Origin of the sequence: Dokdonia sp. MED134 (assembly GCF_000152925.2) — a bacterium.
GTDB lineage: Bacteria > Bacteroidota > Bacteroidia > Flavobacteriales > Flavobacteriaceae > Dokdonia.
The window spans coordinates 1,528,377-1,546,294 of sequence record NZ_CP009301.1 but is presented as its reverse complement, the minus strand read 5'-3'; the positions used below and the strand labels follow the sequence as shown (position 1 = coordinate 1,546,294).

16 protein-coding genes are annotated in these 17,918 nt (G+C 38.2%); 1 reads left to right on the top strand and 15 read right to left on the bottom strand.

Annotation, left to right across the window (positions count from 1 at the left end):
* Positions 1-489 carry a hypothetical protein gene (locus MED134_RS06900; RefSeq protein ID WP_021778097.1) on the bottom strand — a complete coding sequence of 163 codons (489 nt, stop codon included), beginning with the start codon at positions 487-489 and terminating at the stop codon, positions 1-3.
* A complete protein-coding gene (locus MED134_RS06895; RefSeq protein WP_021778098.1) occupies positions 489-2,300 on the bottom strand; it encodes a sodium:solute symporter family protein in 1,812 nt (603 codons plus the stop codon). The genes MED134_RS06900 and MED134_RS06895 overlap by 1 nt, the downstream gene beginning before the upstream one ends.
* Before the next feature lie 198 nt (positions 2,301-2,498).
* On the opposite strand from MED134_RS06895, the gene MED134_RS06890 reads away from it, so the two are divergent.
* Positions 2,499-2,855: a DUF1801 domain-containing protein gene (locus MED134_RS06890; RefSeq protein WP_021778099.1), complete on the top strand. Its 357-nt coding sequence runs from the start codon at positions 2,499-2,501 to the stop codon at positions 2,853-2,855.
* 293 nt (positions 2,856-3,148) lie between these two features.
* On the opposite strand, the gene MED134_RS06885 is transcribed toward MED134_RS06890, so the two are convergent.
* From MED134_RS06885 to pyrH, 13 genes are all read right to left on the bottom strand, one after another.
* Positions 3,149-3,778, bottom strand: coding sequence for a response regulator transcription factor (locus MED134_RS06885; RefSeq protein ID WP_021778100.1), 630 nt, complete (start codon positions 3,776-3,778; stop codon positions 3,149-3,151).
* On the bottom strand, positions 3,775-4,560 hold the full coding sequence (locus MED134_RS06880) for a sensor histidine kinase (protein ID WP_021778101.1): 786 nt from the start codon (positions 4,558-4,560) through the stop codon (positions 3,775-3,777). The genes MED134_RS06885 and MED134_RS06880 overlap by 4 nt, the downstream gene beginning before the upstream one ends.
* A 124-nt stretch (positions 4,561-4,684) precedes the next feature.
* Positions 4,685-5,320 carry a hypothetical protein gene (locus MED134_RS06875; protein ID WP_038597388.1) on the bottom strand — a complete coding sequence of 212 codons (636 nt, stop codon included), beginning with the start codon at positions 5,318-5,320 and terminating at the stop codon, positions 4,685-4,687.
* Between the two features lie 282 nt (positions 5,321-5,602).
* Positions 5,603-6,259, bottom strand: a complete 657-nt coding sequence (locus MED134_RS06870) for a hypothetical protein (protein ID WP_021778103.1) — start codon at positions 6,257-6,259, stop codon at positions 5,603-5,605.
* Between the two features lie 687 nt (positions 6,260-6,946).
* Positions 6,947-7,549: a hypothetical protein gene (locus MED134_RS06860; RefSeq protein WP_021778105.1), complete on the bottom strand. Its 603-nt coding sequence runs from the start codon at positions 7,547-7,549 to the stop codon at positions 6,947-6,949.
* Between the two features lie 165 nt (positions 7,550-7,714).
* Complete coding sequence (locus tag MED134_RS06855; protein ID WP_021778106.1) at positions 7,715-8,359, bottom strand: hypothetical protein; 645 nt, start codon at positions 8,357-8,359, stop codon at positions 7,715-7,717.
* 19 nt (positions 8,360-8,378) lie between these two features.
* Positions 8,379-8,900 carry a hypothetical protein gene (locus MED134_RS06850; protein WP_148305637.1) on the bottom strand — a complete coding sequence of 174 codons (522 nt, stop codon included), beginning with the start codon at positions 8,898-8,900 and terminating at the stop codon, positions 8,379-8,381.
* Between the two features lie 634 nt (positions 8,901-9,534).
* Positions 9,535-10,977, bottom strand: a complete 1,443-nt coding sequence (asnS, locus tag MED134_RS06845) for an asparagine--tRNA ligase (protein WP_021778108.1) — start codon at positions 10,975-10,977, stop codon at positions 9,535-9,537.
* Positions 10,978-11,120: 143 nt separating this feature from the next.
* On the bottom strand, positions 11,121-11,666 hold the full coding sequence (locus MED134_RS06840) for a pyridoxamine 5'-phosphate oxidase family protein (RefSeq protein WP_021778109.1): 546 nt from the start codon (positions 11,664-11,666) through the stop codon (positions 11,121-11,123).
* 76 nt (positions 11,667-11,742) lie between these two features.
* Positions 11,743-14,160 carry an efflux RND transporter permease subunit gene (locus tag MED134_RS06835; protein WP_021778110.1) on the bottom strand — a complete coding sequence of 806 codons (2,418 nt, stop codon included), beginning with the start codon at positions 14,158-14,160 and terminating at the stop codon, positions 11,743-11,745.
* A gap of 151 nt (positions 14,161-14,311) precedes the next feature.
* Entirely contained in the window at positions 14,312-16,432 is a 2,121-nt protein-coding gene (locus tag MED134_RS06830) for a DUF5686 family protein (RefSeq protein WP_021778111.1), read from the bottom strand.
* 79 nt (positions 16,433-16,511) lie between these two features.
* Entirely contained in the window at positions 16,512-17,069 is a 558-nt protein-coding gene (gene frr, locus MED134_RS06825) for a ribosome recycling factor (protein ID WP_021778112.1), read from the bottom strand.
* A 55-nt stretch (positions 17,070-17,124) separates the two neighbouring features.
* Entirely contained in the window at positions 17,125-17,832 is a 708-nt protein-coding gene (gene pyrH, locus MED134_RS06820) for a UMP kinase (RefSeq protein WP_021778113.1), read from the bottom strand.
* Positions 17,833-17,918: the final 86 nt, after the last annotated feature.

The following is a 17,918-nucleotide window of genomic DNA, read 5'->3' as shown; positions in this document are numbered from 1 at the left end:
CTAATTATTTTGTAGGGTTAACGTCTCAATGAGGCGCACACCTCCATTGCTCGTTTTTTCAAAAAGGAATGAGATGCTTTGCCCTTGATAAAACTTAGGATACTTTGCTTTGCGTTTACGCTTTCGCGAAAGCATCTCTATCACAAACAGATCGGTATCTGTCTCAGAAACATATAGCTGGTATTGTGATCTTCTTTTGTCTCCAGCTTTTTTAAAGCTTTCTATCTCCTTAGGTTGATATAAATCACCAAAGAAGTTTTCAAAATCCTTGTCATTAAAACGAGTATCTAGACCATCTAGCCAAAATGCATAAGCTTGGTTTGTAAAGCTTATAGTTTTTGACCCCGTAGCAATTGCTGTCGCACCAGTTTGCTTAAAAACTGATGATTTTTTTACAAGACCAATAGCCTGCTTGTAGATGTCTGTTGTTTCTTGTGCTTGCAGCCCTAGGCTCAAGCACAATATGGTGATAATAAGATATAATTTCATTAGAGTACTTTTCCTTTTATTTTTTTCCAAACCGCAATCAGTAAGGCTCCAGAAGTGAAGCAAAAACCAAGCCCTATGAGTGCATTAGTAAGTTGGCCATAAATGAAGTAACCTGTGGTAAACAACGTTCCGTAAATTAATACACAGCCTAGTAGCATTGCGACTATTCCCATAGGCACGCTCCACGCTTCTGTGTGTTGTACGATGGGAACTCCTTCTTGGTTTGCAGCGGTGACAATTCCTTTCCAGCCCGGCCCACCTGGTTGCGTTTTTTTATAGAACGCATAAAGTGTTTCTTTAGTTTCTGGTTTTGTGAGATAGGTGACAACAAGCCATATAAGCGTTGAGGTAAACACCACAAAAGGAAACTTAGCATAGCCAGGCATTATCCCGCTAGTGCCAAAAAGCGTTTCTCCCAGCGAGGTAAATTCTATAAGTATAGAAATGATACCAGAGGCGAGCATCGCGCTTATCTCTGTCCACGCATTAATGCGCCACCAAAACCAGCGCAGTATAAAGATGAGCCCAGTACCTGCTCCAAACATTAGTATGATATTAAAAAGCTGTAGCGCATTAGTAAGCGCCAGTGCGATACCCGCACTCACTACCATAAGTATCACTGTGGTGATGCGACCTACAGCGACTAGCTCCTTCTCTGTCGCTTCTGGTTTAATTTGTTGTGCATACACATCATTTACCACATATGATGCTCCCCAGTTAAGGTGTGTGCTTATCGTACTCATATATGCCGCAGATAGTGATGCAAGCACAAGGCCTAGCAAGCCGCTAGGTAGCATTGTGAGCATTGCAGAGTAGGCAAGGTCTTGCCCTAGCTTATCTTCAGAAATATTTGGGAAGGCTTCTTGTATACTTGCGAGGTCTGGAAATACTATAAGTGAGGCTAGTGCTACTAGAATCCACGGCCAGGGGCGTAGCGCGTAGTGCATAATGTTATAAAAGAAAGTTGCACCTATGGCGTGGTTTTCATCTTTGGCAGCGAGCATACGTTGTGCAACATAACCACCACCGCCAGGCTCAGATCCTGGGTACCAAGAGCTCCACCATTGTACTGCTAGTGGTATAATAAGTAACGTGATGAGCATCTCTGTATTATTAAAATCTGGAAGAATATTAATTTTATCTTTTACATTATCGTGTGTAATAAGCGCTTCAAGCCCTCCTATTTCTGGCATACCTACAATATAATATGCCGCGCCAAAGGCTCCTGCCATCGCCACAAAAAACAATATAAAATCTGTATATACCACACCTTTAAACCCTCCTATGGCGCTAAAGAGTACAGTAATCACACCAGCTACTACCACGGTTGTTACTGGGTCAAGACCTAGCATCACTTCACCTATTTTTATGGCAGCTAGGGTTACACCCGCCATAGCCAGTACGTTAAAAACAATACCTAAATAGATGGCTCTAAAACCTCTTAAAAACCGCGCCGGAGCACCGCCATAACGCAGCTCATAAAACTCAATATCTGTCTTTACCTCAGACTTGCGCCACAGCTTTGCATACACAAAAACGGTAAGCAGTCCAGTGACTAAAAATGCCCACCATACCCAGTTACCAGACACACCGTTAGTACGCACAATATCTGTCACCAGATTAGGCGTATCTGTAGAGAAGGTTGTAGCAACCATAGATAGGCCTAACAACCACCAGGGCATACTGCGACCAGATAGAAAATATTGAGTCGTGTTTTTTCCGGCGCTTTTACCTACATAAAACCCAACACCTAGTATGATGATAAAAAGTAGCGCAATAATGGCTATGTCTAATCCTGATAAGTCTATCATAAGAATGTATAATTTGTCTTATATTTAAGAGAAATATTAGGCGAAAGATAAGCATTCATCACCATAGTTTTTTTTGATATTTTGACATCATTACACCCCTTAAGCTGTTATCATAGTGTATGTATGGAAGAATGAATCATATAACGCTTTCGCGAAAGCGTAGATAAAACCATTATGACTACCAAAATCAAGTAAGTAATGAATCCTGCTCAAGCGTATATACTCTCAAAACCAGAGCCCTGGCGTACAATGCTTATAGAGCTACAAGCTATTATAAAAAGTACCGTGCCTGAGGTAGAGGAGACCTATAAATGGAATTTACCATTTTATATGCTAGATGGTAAAATGTTTTGTTTTCTCAACTTTAGAAAGTCGTTTATAGACGTGGGTTTTCCGCGTGGAGTGCAAATAACTGTTCATAAAGAGGTACTTGTGGGAGGTGAAAAAAGAAAAAATCTAAGATCTCTACGTTATAAAAATATGAAAGATATTGATTATAAGGTTTTTATGGATGTGTTGCTTAACTTTGCTAGTAGAGATAACCTTAAAAAATAGTGTTATAAAATAGGGCATTTACCCCTAATAAAAACGCGCTATAATATTGTTAAAAGAACAAATATCATCTAATTTTATACCTAACAACTTGCCATCCAAATGAATCGTAGTTCTAGCAATAGAATTTAGTATTTGATAGCAAGCGGGAGGCTTTTGGGGGAAGGCCTCCCTTTTTATTATTTTGTGTCTATGCAAAATGTATAAAGATGGGTGTATTTATACATCCACTAAAAAAACAAACCTCCACAAATCATATATTTATGGAGGTTTGGTAGGCCATATAATATGTGTAGTTAAGGTTTAAACAAGCCATTTTTAAGTGCATAAATAACAAGACCTGTTCTGTTTTTTAAATTTAGTTTTGAGAACACACTATCTCTATATCCCTGTACCGTCTTAGGGCTTAAAAACATTACAGAAGCAATCTCATTATAAGTCATTTCTGTGCAGGCGTGTTTTATAAACTCTATTTCTCTATCCCTAAGTTCATCTCTATTATCTCCATCTAAGCTTTTTACAAGAAGCTGGCTCACGGTATTAGTATGGTAATACCCATTTATGATAAGCTCATTAAGAGCGTTTTCTAACACCTTTTTTTCGGTGTCTTTAAGGAGGTAACCTTTTGCACCTGCGCGTATCATTTTTAAAATAGTATGATCATCCTCCTCTACAGAGAGCGCAAGCACTAGTATGTCTGGATAGAGCTCTTTGAGATTTGTAGTAGCCTCAATACCGTCCATAATAGGCATATTTACGTCCATAAGGACGATGTCTGGACGCTTGTTTTCAAACTTAAGGTTGTCTAGTAGTTCTTGCCCATTTTTACAGGTATAAAGCACTTTAAAATTTTTAAATGAATTTACTAAGCCACTTATGGCCTGGCTAAGTAATGTGTGATCATCTACAATAACTATTGTTTTCATAATGATTGTGTTTTATAGTTAAGTGATAGCGTTGTGCCCTCATTAACTTGTGACATATATTGTATGGTAGCGCCTATAAGCTTTGCGCGTGTTTCTATATTAGTAAGGCCTATACCATTTTTTGCTCTGGCTTTTTCATAATCAAAACCTACTCCGTTATCTTTTACGGTAATGAGTACGGTGTCACCTCTATAGTTGAGGTGTACATCTAGGTGCGTAGCTTTAGAGTGCTTTATGGTGTTTGTAAAAAACTCTTGCAATATTCTAAAGATAATGGTCTCAATCTTTTTATCTATTTCTATTGGGCTGCCAGATATTTTGAGCGATGGTTTTAGATAAGACATTCTCTCAAAGCGTTCTAGCTCTAGGTTAAGTGCCTCTGGTAAAGACATATTTTTAAGCGCCTCTGGGTTTATGAGTTTTGATAGCGCTCGTATCTCAGTAAGACCCTTACCTATGGTTGCTACTGCCTCGTCTAGATCTTGCTGGCTACCACCAGAGTTTTGTGTTTGTATTTTTGCTAGTGTAAGTAGCTGCCCTATATTATCGTGTAGCTCCCAGCTTATGTTACGTAGCGTTTCCTCACGTATCTCTATCTGCGTTTCTGTAATTTCTCTTTCAAAACGTTGTTTTGCCTCTTCTTGTTCTAACAGTAAGCTGTTTTTACGCTTCATAAAAACAGAAAATAGCACTACAACAACAACCAGCAGTAGTAGTAAAATGGTGATGGCAACAAGCACTATAAAAAGAGTGCCGCTATCTTGATCTTGAATCAGAAACATAGATTGCTATTGGGGTGTGATTAAATTAAGAGTTCAAGATACTTATTTTGGTACGCATTCACCATAGGGCATTTGCCCTTTAGTTTACAGTATGAGCTTTAAAATTTGCATCTAGAAAGCTCTCTTATAAGACTTCTCTTGCTCTTGGTTTTGTCCATATAAAGCCAAAAACAAGTAAGGCATTTGCAAACAGTAAGGCCGCAGTCTGTACGCCCCTCAAGATATCTAGCATAGCTCTGGAGTAGTTAAAGTCCATCTGCCCTGTCAAAAAAGGAGCCAGAGGAATAAAGGAAATACCAAAAACCAGATAAGCTGTAAAAACAAAAAGCGCTAGCTCATTTTTTACCCGCAAACTGTCATCACTCTTAAGGCGCTCTACGGCATAAATCATAAGTAAAAACACCATTACCACCATTGCGATACTATACGTTTTACTCATATAGAATGTAATTACAGGCACAGTAAAACCTCGTATAATTACTGCGGTCATCATTATAGTAGCAATAACTAGTACGAGTCGTTTTCTGGTTTTATTTTTTATATGATCATAAATCATTTTATAAAATAAGGTGTAAAACAAGAACGCATACAGATTATATACCCAGTGATTATTGTGGTAGTAATGTGAGTAAACTCTAGCCATACCTTCGGTAATAACGGCTATCCAGAGTATGTACAGTATCGTTTTTATAGGTAGGTGTTTGTACTTGTAGAAGAAAATAGTTGCCACAAGTGCCGCTATAATTTCAGATATGTACATTAGGGTGCTCAAGGAGTGAGGTTTATTTGATGAGATTGAAAGGTAGTAAATTAGAAATTTTCATTTTGTAAGATTTTTTACGCTGGAGTGTTGTATTACGCTTTCGCGAAAGCGTACTCAAAACCAAATTTTAAAAAAACGAGAGAAACGCCATTTACCGTACACGCGGCTTATTATCAAAACGGTAATACAGCGCAATTGCACAAAACAAAGTCGCTACTAAAAATAGTAGAAACAAAATGGTCACGCAGACCAGCCATATGACAAGAACTTCTTCCTTAATCATAAAGTGCGCTTTATTAATGTTGCTGAATGTACTCCTCTATAAAAACCAAATGCAATCGTGCCATAACACGCAATTACTGCAATAAATTGAATAAGAAAAATTGCCTCATATATGAAAACACTATCCATAACAAGGAAGTATCGCGAAAACATAATGACGGGATATGAAATGTGGAATATTAAAAAACCAATACATACCCACAAAAAGATATCTCTGGTGTATGCTGCAATTTTATTACTTTTTAATTGCTCCACTAGGTATAGCGTGAGTGCTATAATGATTAAAATAGTAGATAACGTAAATGAGAACACAGGCCAGTCTTTAAAAGGGTCTTGAGTAATCGCAGTAATAGTAAATGCGATAGCGCTTATTATGATTAATACATTTGCTATAGCGATGCGTGTGTGATGTGATAAATGCAATCTTGTGATTATTAATAAGCCTAAACAAACGATAACCTCATAAAAGTTATAAAGTATCTCAAACCTATAGGGCGCTAGTAGTATGTGACAAGTAAACTCATTAATGGCGATATACCATAAAAGCGGTAGCATCCATTTTAATGGGGTTGACTTGTACTTTTTATAATATACAGTCGCAGAGATTGCGGCAGCAAACTCAAATAATAGCACTATGTATATTAGGTAATCCACAGGGTGTACAATGTTTTGTTCTAAATGTTAATATTTATTTGTTGATTTCTACCTTATTTCCATAATAGAATCCAAAGGCAATCGTAAGATATGATAATATGGCCACTGTAAATTGAATATAATTTAACGACCTATGTATTTTATTTCCGTCACTTACAAACTCTCTTGCCAATAAAATTACAGGGTAGGCAATAAAGAAAATTAAAAACCCCAGAGCGACCCATAGAAAAAGATCTCTTGACATTTTTAAGACCCTATCCGACTTTAATAGATCAATAAAGTAGATTAATAGAGATACTAACACTATAAAAGTGAAAATTGTAAAATTAGTACTAGAAAATTCTTTAAGAGGGTTTACAAAATAAATACTCACTATGAATATAATGACACATAAGAAGAAAAAAATAGAAACAATTTTTTTTCTTAAACTTTGTGTGATTTGAGTTCCAATTAGAAATATTAGACTTGCGGGAATTATTATCCGATAGAGATTCTTTAACAAGTATCCAGTTGCTGTCCTTGCAAAAAGATACTGAGCTAACATCTCGTTGAGGGGAATGTACCATAAAATAAACAGCAGCAATTTAAGTCTAGAATTACGATATTTATAGTAATAGATAGAAGCAAAAATTGCTGCTGTAAATTCAGATATTATACCTGCTATTTTAAACTCTTCGTTCATTTATCCTATTGATAATCATCGGGGTCACTATTCGGTGGTGGACTCCACGGAAAATCATTCGCCGCAAGACTCTGTACTCCATTCTGTATAGGCATTGTTAAGTCTGCTCTGTTTGATCCAGTAGTTGGTTTTTTTATTAATTTTCCTACTGGCACCGCAGTGCTCTTTCCATTTTCTGTCTTAATTGCAAAAGAAACATCGTCTATTAGGTCACCTCTTGCGCCAGCTTCCATTATGGGATTGAGAAAAACAGTAGCTCTTCCATCATTTTGTGAGTCGTCATATTTGGCAAAATAAATGCGCAGTCCTGTAATTTCAGTTTTATTTGCTTCTTCTGCTTCTTGTTCGATAAAGGCGAGATAATCTTTAAGCGTTTCATAATCTATAGAAAGCGATCTGGTAGCTTTAAGATTTGGATTGTTTTTTTCTAAAATGGGCGCTATGTCTTTGCCATAACGATGGTACATATCCTCAGCTTCCTGAACGTCTATAATAATCTTAGGTGGTGGTATTGAGCCACCTTCAGTGGGATGTGCGGGTTTCTCATTACAGCCCTCAAGGATGATGACACTTACAAAAAGTAAGGCCAGTAATTTAATTGTTTTCATTTGTACAATTGGTTTTAGGTTAGTGTTAAAACTTAAACCAAGCTAGGGAAACACAATTATACTACCCTTATAGGTAGTGGGGTAGGGGTAAATGACCCTTTATGGGAAGTAGGAGCTAGGGCAAATGTTGTTACAGCTCACACTAGCATAAAAAAAAGAAATAACCTAGTTCTCTTCTAACTCAGATGCTTTTTTAGAATAGATAAAGCCAAAAGAGAAGATGGTGTACATTAAAATTGCTACAATTGCCATAATGTATGAGAGACTAACGTTAAGTGCATAATTATTTATATACAAGACTCGAGCTAAATTAATTACAGGGCCAGCAATAAAAAATAATGCAAATCCCGCAACAAAGTAATTAATCATATTACGTGACCAATTTGTAAGGTTGCTTGATTTTAACGTGTGTATTAAATATAACAGAAAGCCAATAATAGCGATGGTGGAGCCTAGGGTGTTAGACATTTTCCACGCTTCAGAGAGACCATTTAAGCTTAAGTCAGAAACTACAATAAGTAAGAATGCAATTATTAAAATACTAGCAGTTAGTTTAAGGTTACGGCTAGCTACTTCCATTCTTATAACGCTTAAATAGTATGTTACGGCTATTACATAAAATAGATTAGTAAGTTCAAATTTAAAGCCTTGGTTAAGAAGGTACAACCCTCCTAATTCATTAGCAGCGTTGTACCATAAATAAACTAAAAAGTATTTTAGGTTAGTGTGATTATACTTGTAAAAATAAATACTAGCCAAAATAGCAGCTATAACTTCAGAAGAATAGGCTATAATCGTAAGTGGATGCATTTATTCTGGTTGGTATTTACTAGTGGTAATCATTAGGATCGTTAGAATGCGGTGGTGGTGGGAACGTTACCGTGTTTCCAGCGAGACTTTGCACATCTCCATTAACTAATTCTGTGTCAGAAGCCTTAGGTATTTTTCCATCTATTACATCACCTACCGTGATTGCCTGTTTGTTACCATCTAAGTCTGTGTGAATCGCATAAGAGATATCTCCATCTATGCCCTTAAAGGCGGCTACTGGGTTAAAGAACACCGTCTCTCTGCCAGGTTTTCCTTTAGTAGGTTTTGTGGCCCCAAAATAGATACGTAGCCCTTTTGGTGTTACTCCAGCTTCTTTTGATTCTTGATCTATAAAAGCGATATATGCTTTTAGCTTGTCATAATCTGCAGTGACAAATCTTGTCGCTTCATAAGGAGGGTCTTGATCTCTATATTGATCGTTTACTTTATTTTCAATGATAGGAGCGCGATCATCTCCATAAGTTTTGTACAAGTCATCTGCTTCTTGTACAGGGATAATGTTGTCAGGTATCTCTGCCATAGTTTGATACATTTTACGTGGTCTTTCCTTGTGGATTTATTGTAGGCTTATCACGGGTTAAAGTGAAGTACTTACTGGGTAAAAAAAAGAACACGTATTAATAATTTGATTTTAGATAATTAATTTGGATTATTATTCATCACCAAAATACAACTTATCATTGTAATGACTACGTTTTCAAGCTTATCAAAAAGAAATTTTATTTTGAAAAGTTGAACTTGAACTTGAACTTGAACTTGAACCTGAACCTGAACCTAACGTTATTAAAGTCCCCTCCTTCGAAGGAGGGCTAGGGAGGATGTTTCACCCTCTTAAGCACACACTAATTAAGAAAAGTTGAACTCGAAATTGAACCTGAACTTGAACCTAACGTTATTAAAGTCTCCTCCTTCGAAGGAGGGCTAGGGAGGATGTTTCACACGAGTAAGCACGATTGAGTAAGAAAACTTGAACTTGAAACTGAACTTGAACTTGAAACTGACGTTATTAAAGTCCCCTCATTCGAAGGAGGGTTAGGGAGGATGTTTCACCCGAGTAAGCGATTGTTTAACACAGAAAAAATCCAACATACCTAAGTACATTGGATTTTATGCGGAGTGTATGCTTTCGCGAAAGCGTACTAAAAAACTTTTTTCTAAAACTCTGCGTGACCCGGAAAACGTGGGTAAGGTATCACGTCGCGTATGTTTGTCATACCAGTCACAAAGAGTACAAGGCGCTCAAAGCCAAGGCCAAAACCACTATGTGTACACGTTCCGAACTTACGCGTGTCTAGGTACCAAGAAAGCTCCTCCTCAGAGATGTCTAAGGCTGCCATTTTTTCTTTAAGCACATCCAGACGTTCCTCACGTTGTGATCCTCCTACCATCTCACCTATACCTGGGAAGAGTACATCCATCGCTCGTACGGTCTTACCATCTTCGTTAAGGCGCATATAGAAAGCTTTGATATTTGCCGGGTAGTCAAATAAGATCACAGGGCACTTAAAGTGCTTCTCTACCAGAAAACGCTCGTGCTCAGACTGTAAATCTGCGCCCCATTCGTTTATAGGGTATTTAAATTTCTTCTTCTTATTAGGCTTACTATTACGTAAGATGTCTATCGCCTCTGTGTAGCTCACACGTTTAAAGTTGTTATCTACTATAAAGTGAAGTTTCTCACGTAGTGGCATTGCCGCACGCTCTGCCGCAGGCTTAGACTGGTCTTCTTTAGTCTGTCTTTCTTCTAGAAAGGCAAGGTCGTCTTGGCAGTTTTCTAGCGCGTAGCTTATCACATACTTGATAAAATCTTCGGCGAGGTCCATATTGCCATCAAGATCACAAAAAGCCATCTCTGGCTCTACCATCCAGAACTCTGCAAGGTGACGCGAGGTATTACTATTTTCTGCTCTAAAGGTAGGTCCAAAGGTGTAAATCTTACCTAGACCTAGCGCGTAGGTCTCTCCCTCTAGCTGTCCAGATACCGTAAGATTGGTCTCTTTGCCAAAAAAGTCTTTGCTATAATCTATAGTCCCATCTTCCTTACGTGGTGGGTTTTCTGGATCTAGTGCGCTTACGCGAAACATCTCACCAGCACCCTCTGCATCACTACCAGTTATAATAGGTGTGTGTGCGTGGTAGTATCCGTTTTTATTAAAGTACTCGTGTATTGCAAAAGAGAGCTTAGAGCGTAAACGCATAATCGCCCCAAAGGTATTTGTACGTACTCTTAGGTGTGCTTGCTCACGTAGCTTTTCTAGCGTGTGACGCTTAGGCGATAAGATGGTTTTTTTAAGCTCCTCTGGATCTGCATCACCTTCTATCTCTACTTCTTTTACTTTAATCTCAACGCGTTGTCCTCCACCCTGACTTTCTTCTAGGGTACCAGTAATAGCCACTGCAGCACCTACGGTAATACGTTTAAGTAACGCAGGATCTGTATTTTCAAAATCAACCACACACTGTAGGTTATTTATCGTAGAGCCATCATTAAGAGCTACAAACTGGTTTGCACGAAAAGATCGTACCCACCCTTTTACGGTAAATTCTTGATGAATAGAATCACTACTCAGTAATTCTACTATAGGTGTATGTGTCATATGTGTTATTTTTTCGGGTTTGCTTGACAGTGGGCAAATATAAAAGTTTTTTGCCGTAGGGCGTAAGGTAAAACACCCTAACTTGAGCTAGCTGTGCGCGGTGGTAATGTGGGTTTTTAGTACGCTTTCGCGAAAGCGTAATTTTAAGGATTTATAAACCGTCCTTCCCACTCATCATTAGTCTTTGTAAACGATGCTCGTATGTGGTTAGGCCTCTTAAGCTGAAGGTATTCTATCTGTGTAGGAGCAAATGCTATAATGGTAAAAAAATGTGTTGCCTCTAGATAAGAGACTTCATCTGGATTTGAAAGGGTAGCTCCAGGAGGCTGTGCTGTGGTATAATCTTTTTTTGAATTAGGTTGCACACCCGTGTAGTATTTGGCAAGCTCTGTTGGATCTGTAATAATACTTGCCGTAGCGGTCACCTTAACCTGAAGTAATTTTTTAGGGTGATAAAAAAGTAAACTGGCCGTAGGGTTTTGTAACAGCTGAGCGATTTTTGAAGATCTACTATCTGTATAGATACGTAGCGAGAGGTCGTCTTGTACTTGCCTCAGTACTACGGTGCGTAGCTGCGGGATGCCACCTGCATCTACCGTGCCTAAAGTAACGTATCTAAAAGGATGCCCTTTCTTATTAATACCCAGTGAGAACTCCTTTTTTACCTCGTCAAAATATTGATCTAGCATTGCCTTTTTTTACAAAGATACGCGCTAGCGCTTAGCTTTATAAAAGTGCAATAGTCACTAGTATGTGTTTACAGGCTTATTGCTTGTCTTTAGTTTTAGTACCAGCCGGATCTTCATCACCTTCACGATCTACAATTTGAAGTGCAGGTTCCTTAAAGACATCTTTATTTGCAATTTCAGACTCAAGAGAGAGTAGGAGTGATGGTAATAATAGAAGGTTTGCAAGCATTGCAAATAATAGCGTTGCACTTACAAGACCGCCTAGTGCTACTGTACCGCCAAAACTACTTATCATAAATACCGAGAAGCCAAAGAAAAGCACAATAGAAGTGTAGAACATACTTACTCCCGTCTCACGTAGTGAGGCATACACAGATTTTTTAATTTTCCACTTGTTTGCTTTGAGTTCTTGTCTGTATTTGGCAAGAAAGTGTATTGTATCATCTACAGAGATCCCAAAGGCAATACTAAAAACAAGAATCGTAGATGGCTTGATAGGGATGCCTATAAAGCCCATCATACCTGCTGTAACAAGTAGTGGTAGTAGGTTAGGGATAAGGGATACAATAATCATACGTAGTGATTTAAACATCCACGCCATAAATAAAGCAATGAGTAATATGGCTAGTGATAAGCTTATCACGAGGTTCATCACGAGGTAGTCTGTTCCTTTTTGAAAAACGAGAGCTGTACCCGTCATTGTCACCTCATAGCGCTCTTCTGGAAAGAGTTTATCGATTTTGAGCTGTATATTTTCTTCGGCACGCTCCATCTTGTCTGTGCCTACATCTTTCATAAATGTAGTGATTCTAGCATATTGCCCAGTACTATCTACATAGGCTCCCATAAGGTTTTCGTCATTATCAAAACTCTTTGCATACGGCAGTATAAAGTTGCGCTCGTTGCTGGTAGGGAGCTGGTAGTACTTAGGGTTGCCATTAAAGTAAGCTTGCTTAGCATACTTCACAAGATTTACAATAGAGATAGGAGCAGAGAGCTCTGGTTGCTCTTCTATAGTAGTGCTTAGCTCTTCCATTCTCTTGAGGGTAGAGAGCTTCATTACACCTTGTTTTTTCTTGGTATCTATAAGAATCTCAAGCGGCATAATACCATCAAACTCTTCTTCAAAAAACTTGATGTCTTTGTAGAAGCCAGCCTTTTTAGGCATATCTTCTATAAGCGAGCCAGAGATACGTATTTGATAGATCCCTATGATACTTAATGCAAGTAATAATACACTTGATGCATAAATGGTTGTACGCCTGTTGCGCACCATACGTTCCATCCAGTCTACAAAACCTTCTATCCAGTTTTTACCTAGGTGCTTGAGGTGTTTCTCCTTAGGAGGAGACATATAACTATATAAAATAGGAATGATGAGAAGGCATAATAAAAATATCGCAATGATATTTATACTCGCCACGACACCAAACTCACTAAGTAGTGAACTCTCAGTTAAGATAAAAGTTCCAAAACCAGAGGCCGTAGTAATGTTAGTCATTAAGGTGGCGTTACCCACTTTTGTAATCACTCGCTGAAGTGCTTTTACTTGGTTACCGTGATTTTTATACTCTTGCTGGTATTTATTTATTAAGAAAATACAGTTAGGAATCCCTATCACAATAATAAGCGGCGGTATGATAGCTGTAAGTACAGTGATTTCATACCCTAGTAAACCTAAAAACCCAAAAGCCCACATCACACCTATTATCACCGTTACCATAGAGATAAAAGTGGCTCTGTAAGATCTAAAGAAGAAGAAAAATATAAATGAAGTCACCAGTAATGCTGCACCCACGAAGATGCCTATCTCATCTATAATGTTTTGAGCATTAAGCGTGCGTATGTAAGGCATACCACTAGTACGAACTTTAATATCGTGTGCCGCTTCAAAATCTGCAATGGCAGGGATGAGATCGTTTACCACAAAGTCCCTACGGGCTGGTGTATTTATTAAATCTTTTTTGAGATATACCGCAGAGCGTACGGTACCAGTCTCTTTGTTGTAAATGAGATTCTCGTAAAACGGTAAATCGTCAAAGAGTAACTTTCTGTAACTAGCAGCACTCTCTGCGGTGAGCGTACTGTCTGTCATAAAAGGCACAAGATCAAAACGCTGTGGCTCTTCTTGCTTGTCTAGTATTTTTAAATCCTTAAGTGATAAAGAAAGTGCAACTGCATCTGCCTGAGCAATTCTAGCAGAGAGCTCATTCCAAGCGGTAAGTATTTCTGGGGTAAAGAGGCGCTCGTCTTGTATACCTAGCACGATGAGGTTACCCTCCTCGCCAAATTTATCTTTAAAATTTTGATACTCTAGATTTACCTCGTGGTCATCTGGCAGAAGATTTGCCTCCGTATATGTAAATCTCATATGACGCCACTGAAATCCTAAAAATACAGTAAACGCTAAGACAAGAATGATTATTAACGGACGGTTGCGTAGTATAATACTCGCTACCGATTCCCAGAAACCCTTACTTAGAAATTTTGCCATTGCCTTGTTTTAAGCCGTGCAAAGATATTCTTTTGAGAGCAGATACTTGGAGAAAATGCGAGCGGCTTGTGGGTAATGTGTAGACCGCTTTCGCGAAAGCGTAAAAAAATTAACCTAGGTTCATAAAAATATAAACAGCTAGGTCTATTGATTAAAGTTTTAGGTTGAAGGTAAACTTAAATGCAATGTTGTCTTCCCAGTTAGGTAAGTGGTAGGCACCATAACGATATGTCAAACTCGTACCAAAACCGAAAAGAAGCTTATTGAGTTCAAAACCCGTCTCAGTATATCCCTTACTTAATGAACCAAAAGCGTCTATATCGAGATGATCTTCTGGATTGCGTATGTCGCCTAGCGCAAAACGACTTATAAAGACCATCTCTGGCTTGAAGCGCTTTGAGATATTAAAAGGTGCGAGTCTATGCTTTATTTGAGCAGTAAATAATCTATCTGAAAAGAACTCGCCAAAATACATAGTCTCAAAACTATTAACTCCCGCTACAGAGAATCGCTGCAGTATGGTTTCCTTAGTAGGCGCATTAGGAAATGCGTGAAAGAGGTGGGTGATAGGTAAGTCTCCAAAGGCAATATTACCCTCAAGAAGAACTTCGGTTGCCGTTTTATTGAGTCTGTCTACACGATAAAACATTTTTGCAGCCAGTTTTGTAAATGCAAGATCGCCACCTAGGCCATCTACTGCTTGAGAGATTTGACCAGAGATGATGGGGTGACCCTCATAAACTGGAAGCACATCGCTATCTGTTTTTAAATATTTATTAGACGGGCTCCATCTAAAAGATGCTGTTGCCTCTGTTACATCATAATCACGTATAATCTCACCATCTTTATTGTAGCGGTAGGGTGTGGTCTGATCTAAGCGTCTATGGGCAATTTGAAATTCAGATAATATTTGTGGGGTAAGTCTATACTCTAGATTAATGCGCGTGGTGCGGTGTTTGTAAAACTGTGTAATATTTACAAGACGAGGCTCAAAGAGTGAGTACACCCTGCGGTCTGTGAGATATGCATAGTTACCTACTTCCTCAAGGTCACTATTATATGTCGCAGAGATCCAAGCACCTTTATCTGGATTAAGTAAGTAGCCTCCACCTATTCCATATTTAAGATCTTTATCCTTAAAACCGTATGCTGTGTAGCCTTCTAGTCTAAAGCGTTTTGAAAAAGACTCATTTGTAACGCCGCCTATGCCTAGTCGTAATCCCTCATAGTTATTAAACTTCACAGGGTAGGTAAGATCAAAATCAAAAGCTTTAAAGCTAAAATAGCCTATGCTAAAGTTGTTTGTAGTACCTAGTCTACGTTCAATATTTTCGGCATTTACTATTTTTTCTATTTCAGAAAAGCTTCGCTTGTCTTTGCTTGTGAGTTTTTCGGGGCGGTATTTTTGCCAGAAACTTTCTGTTTTTTCACTAGCGCCTTGGTCAAAGGTAATTGCATATTTTGAAAGCTCGTGATTTATTGGAGTGTTTACTTTAAAATCACTCATTGTAGTGGTAGACACTAAAAACTTGCGGCTTACCATATTTTCTAGCACTTCATTTTCAATAGTACCAATAGAGATACGTCCCTTAAAAAACGAAAGCTGTCTGTCTTCACTTCCCTTGTCTAAAAATAGTTCTCTACGTACAGGTAGATAAATGTTGTTTTCTTCTATGTACGTGTATTCTTGGTTCAATACAATATTGAGCTTGTCGCTTATGCGTACTTTAATGTCTTTTATAGCAAATGTTCCCTGGTCAAGAACCATTGTGCCTGTAAGCCCCGGGATGCGCTTAGGTGCTTTTGGGGTAAATGAAATAATGTAATCTTCTCCAGGAGCGGTTTCTTGAAGTGTATAGTTGTAGTTACGTACGCCTCTTTTAGAAAGAATGCCGGCATATCTATTATTAAATATGACAAAATCACTGTCATAAAACGAGCGAGACTGTATGTTTACTGCAAAGACTTCATACCTAGGGTTTTTAAAACCAGCCAGCTGGTAGCCCATAACCTCCTCTGTAAAGTCGCTCTCACGGTCATATTGTACTAGACTAGCCTTTTCAGAAAAGAAGTTGTGTGAGCTCCCGTTGAGGCTGTCTGTGATAATCGTTTTCTCATATGCGTGTAGCGAGAATGACTCTAGCGCTTCTCGAGGGTCATTTTGTGATTTGTTATCAATTGCCTTTTGCACTATAGCATCTGCTGTAAGTGTGGTTTGGGCGCTTAGTGTAGCACTGCAGACAAACGAAAGGAATACGAAAATTATACGCATATAAATTGTTGTAACGTAAATGTATCAAAAAAGCGACCCAAGAGGTCGCTTTTTGTAATTGTTTAACTACTGTAAGTAATTACACAGTCATTATCTCTGTTTCTTTATTAGCCAGAACTTCTTCTATCTTTTTGATATGAATATCAGTAAGTTTTTGAATATCTACTTCGGCATTTGCTTTCTCATCTTCAGAGGCGCTGTCTACTTTTTTGATATCGTTATTTGCGTTTTTACGATCATTACGCACACCTACTTTTGCATCTTCTGCTTCAGCTTTGGCTTGCTTTACAAGCTCTTTACGACGCTCCTCAGTAAGTGGTGGTACATTTATAATAACACTTTCACCGTTATTCATAGGGTTGAAGCCTAAATTACCATTTATAATGGCTTTTTCTATTTCTTGAATAATAGACTTCTCCCAAGGTTGGATAGATATTGTACGACCATCTGGTGCAACTACATTTGCTACCTGACTAAGAGGTGTTGGACTCCCGTAGTAATCTACCATTAAACCTTGAAGCATTGCGGGGCTAGCTTTTCCAGCTCTAATGGTAAGTAGGCGTTTCCCTAAGTGCGTGATAGCATTATCCATCGCTTCTTTTGCACTATCTATTATAAATTTTAAATCTTCGTTCATCGTAATATTAATTGTGATAACAAGTTTACAAAAATTGAGCCAATATTCTGCGTTCTTAGTTTACAGTAGTACCTATAGAATCATCTCCAGAAACAACTTTCATTAAGTTGCCTCGTGTATTCATATCAAAAACAATGATAGGTAATTCATTTTCTTGACTAAGGGTAAATGCAGTTGTGTCCATTACTTTGAGCCCTTTGCTTAGTACATCATCAAATGATATATGATCATACTTCACAGCATCTGTATTCTTTTCTGGATCTGCTGTATAAATACCATCTACACGAGTTCCTTTTAAAATTACATCTGCTTCAACCTCTATTGCTCTAAGCACAGCTGCAGAGTCTGTGGTAAAGTAAGGGTTACCAGTACCACCACCAAAGATTACTACACGCCCTTTTCTAAGGTGACTCATAGCTTTGCGACGTATAAAAGGTTCTGCAACTTCATTTATTTTTATAGCAGTCTGAAGTCTTGTTTTTACATCTGCGGCTTCAAGTGCATCTTGTAATGCTAGGCCGTTTATAACCGTGGCGAGCATTCCCATATGATCACTTTGTACACGATCCATACCCTTGCTTGCTCCGGCTACACCTCTAAAGATGTTACCACCACCTATAACAATAGCAACTTCAACACCTTTTTCTGTTACTGCTTTGATATCTTCGGCATATTCTGCTAGACGCTTTGGGTCAATACCATATTGACGTTCTCCCATTAATGCTTCACCAGAAAGCTTAAGTAAAATTCTTTTGTATTTCATAATATCTAAGATTATGCAAATATAATGTTTAAACCTTTTTTTAAAATCACATAATGTAAGAAACCAGCATTATTTAAATAGGGAAG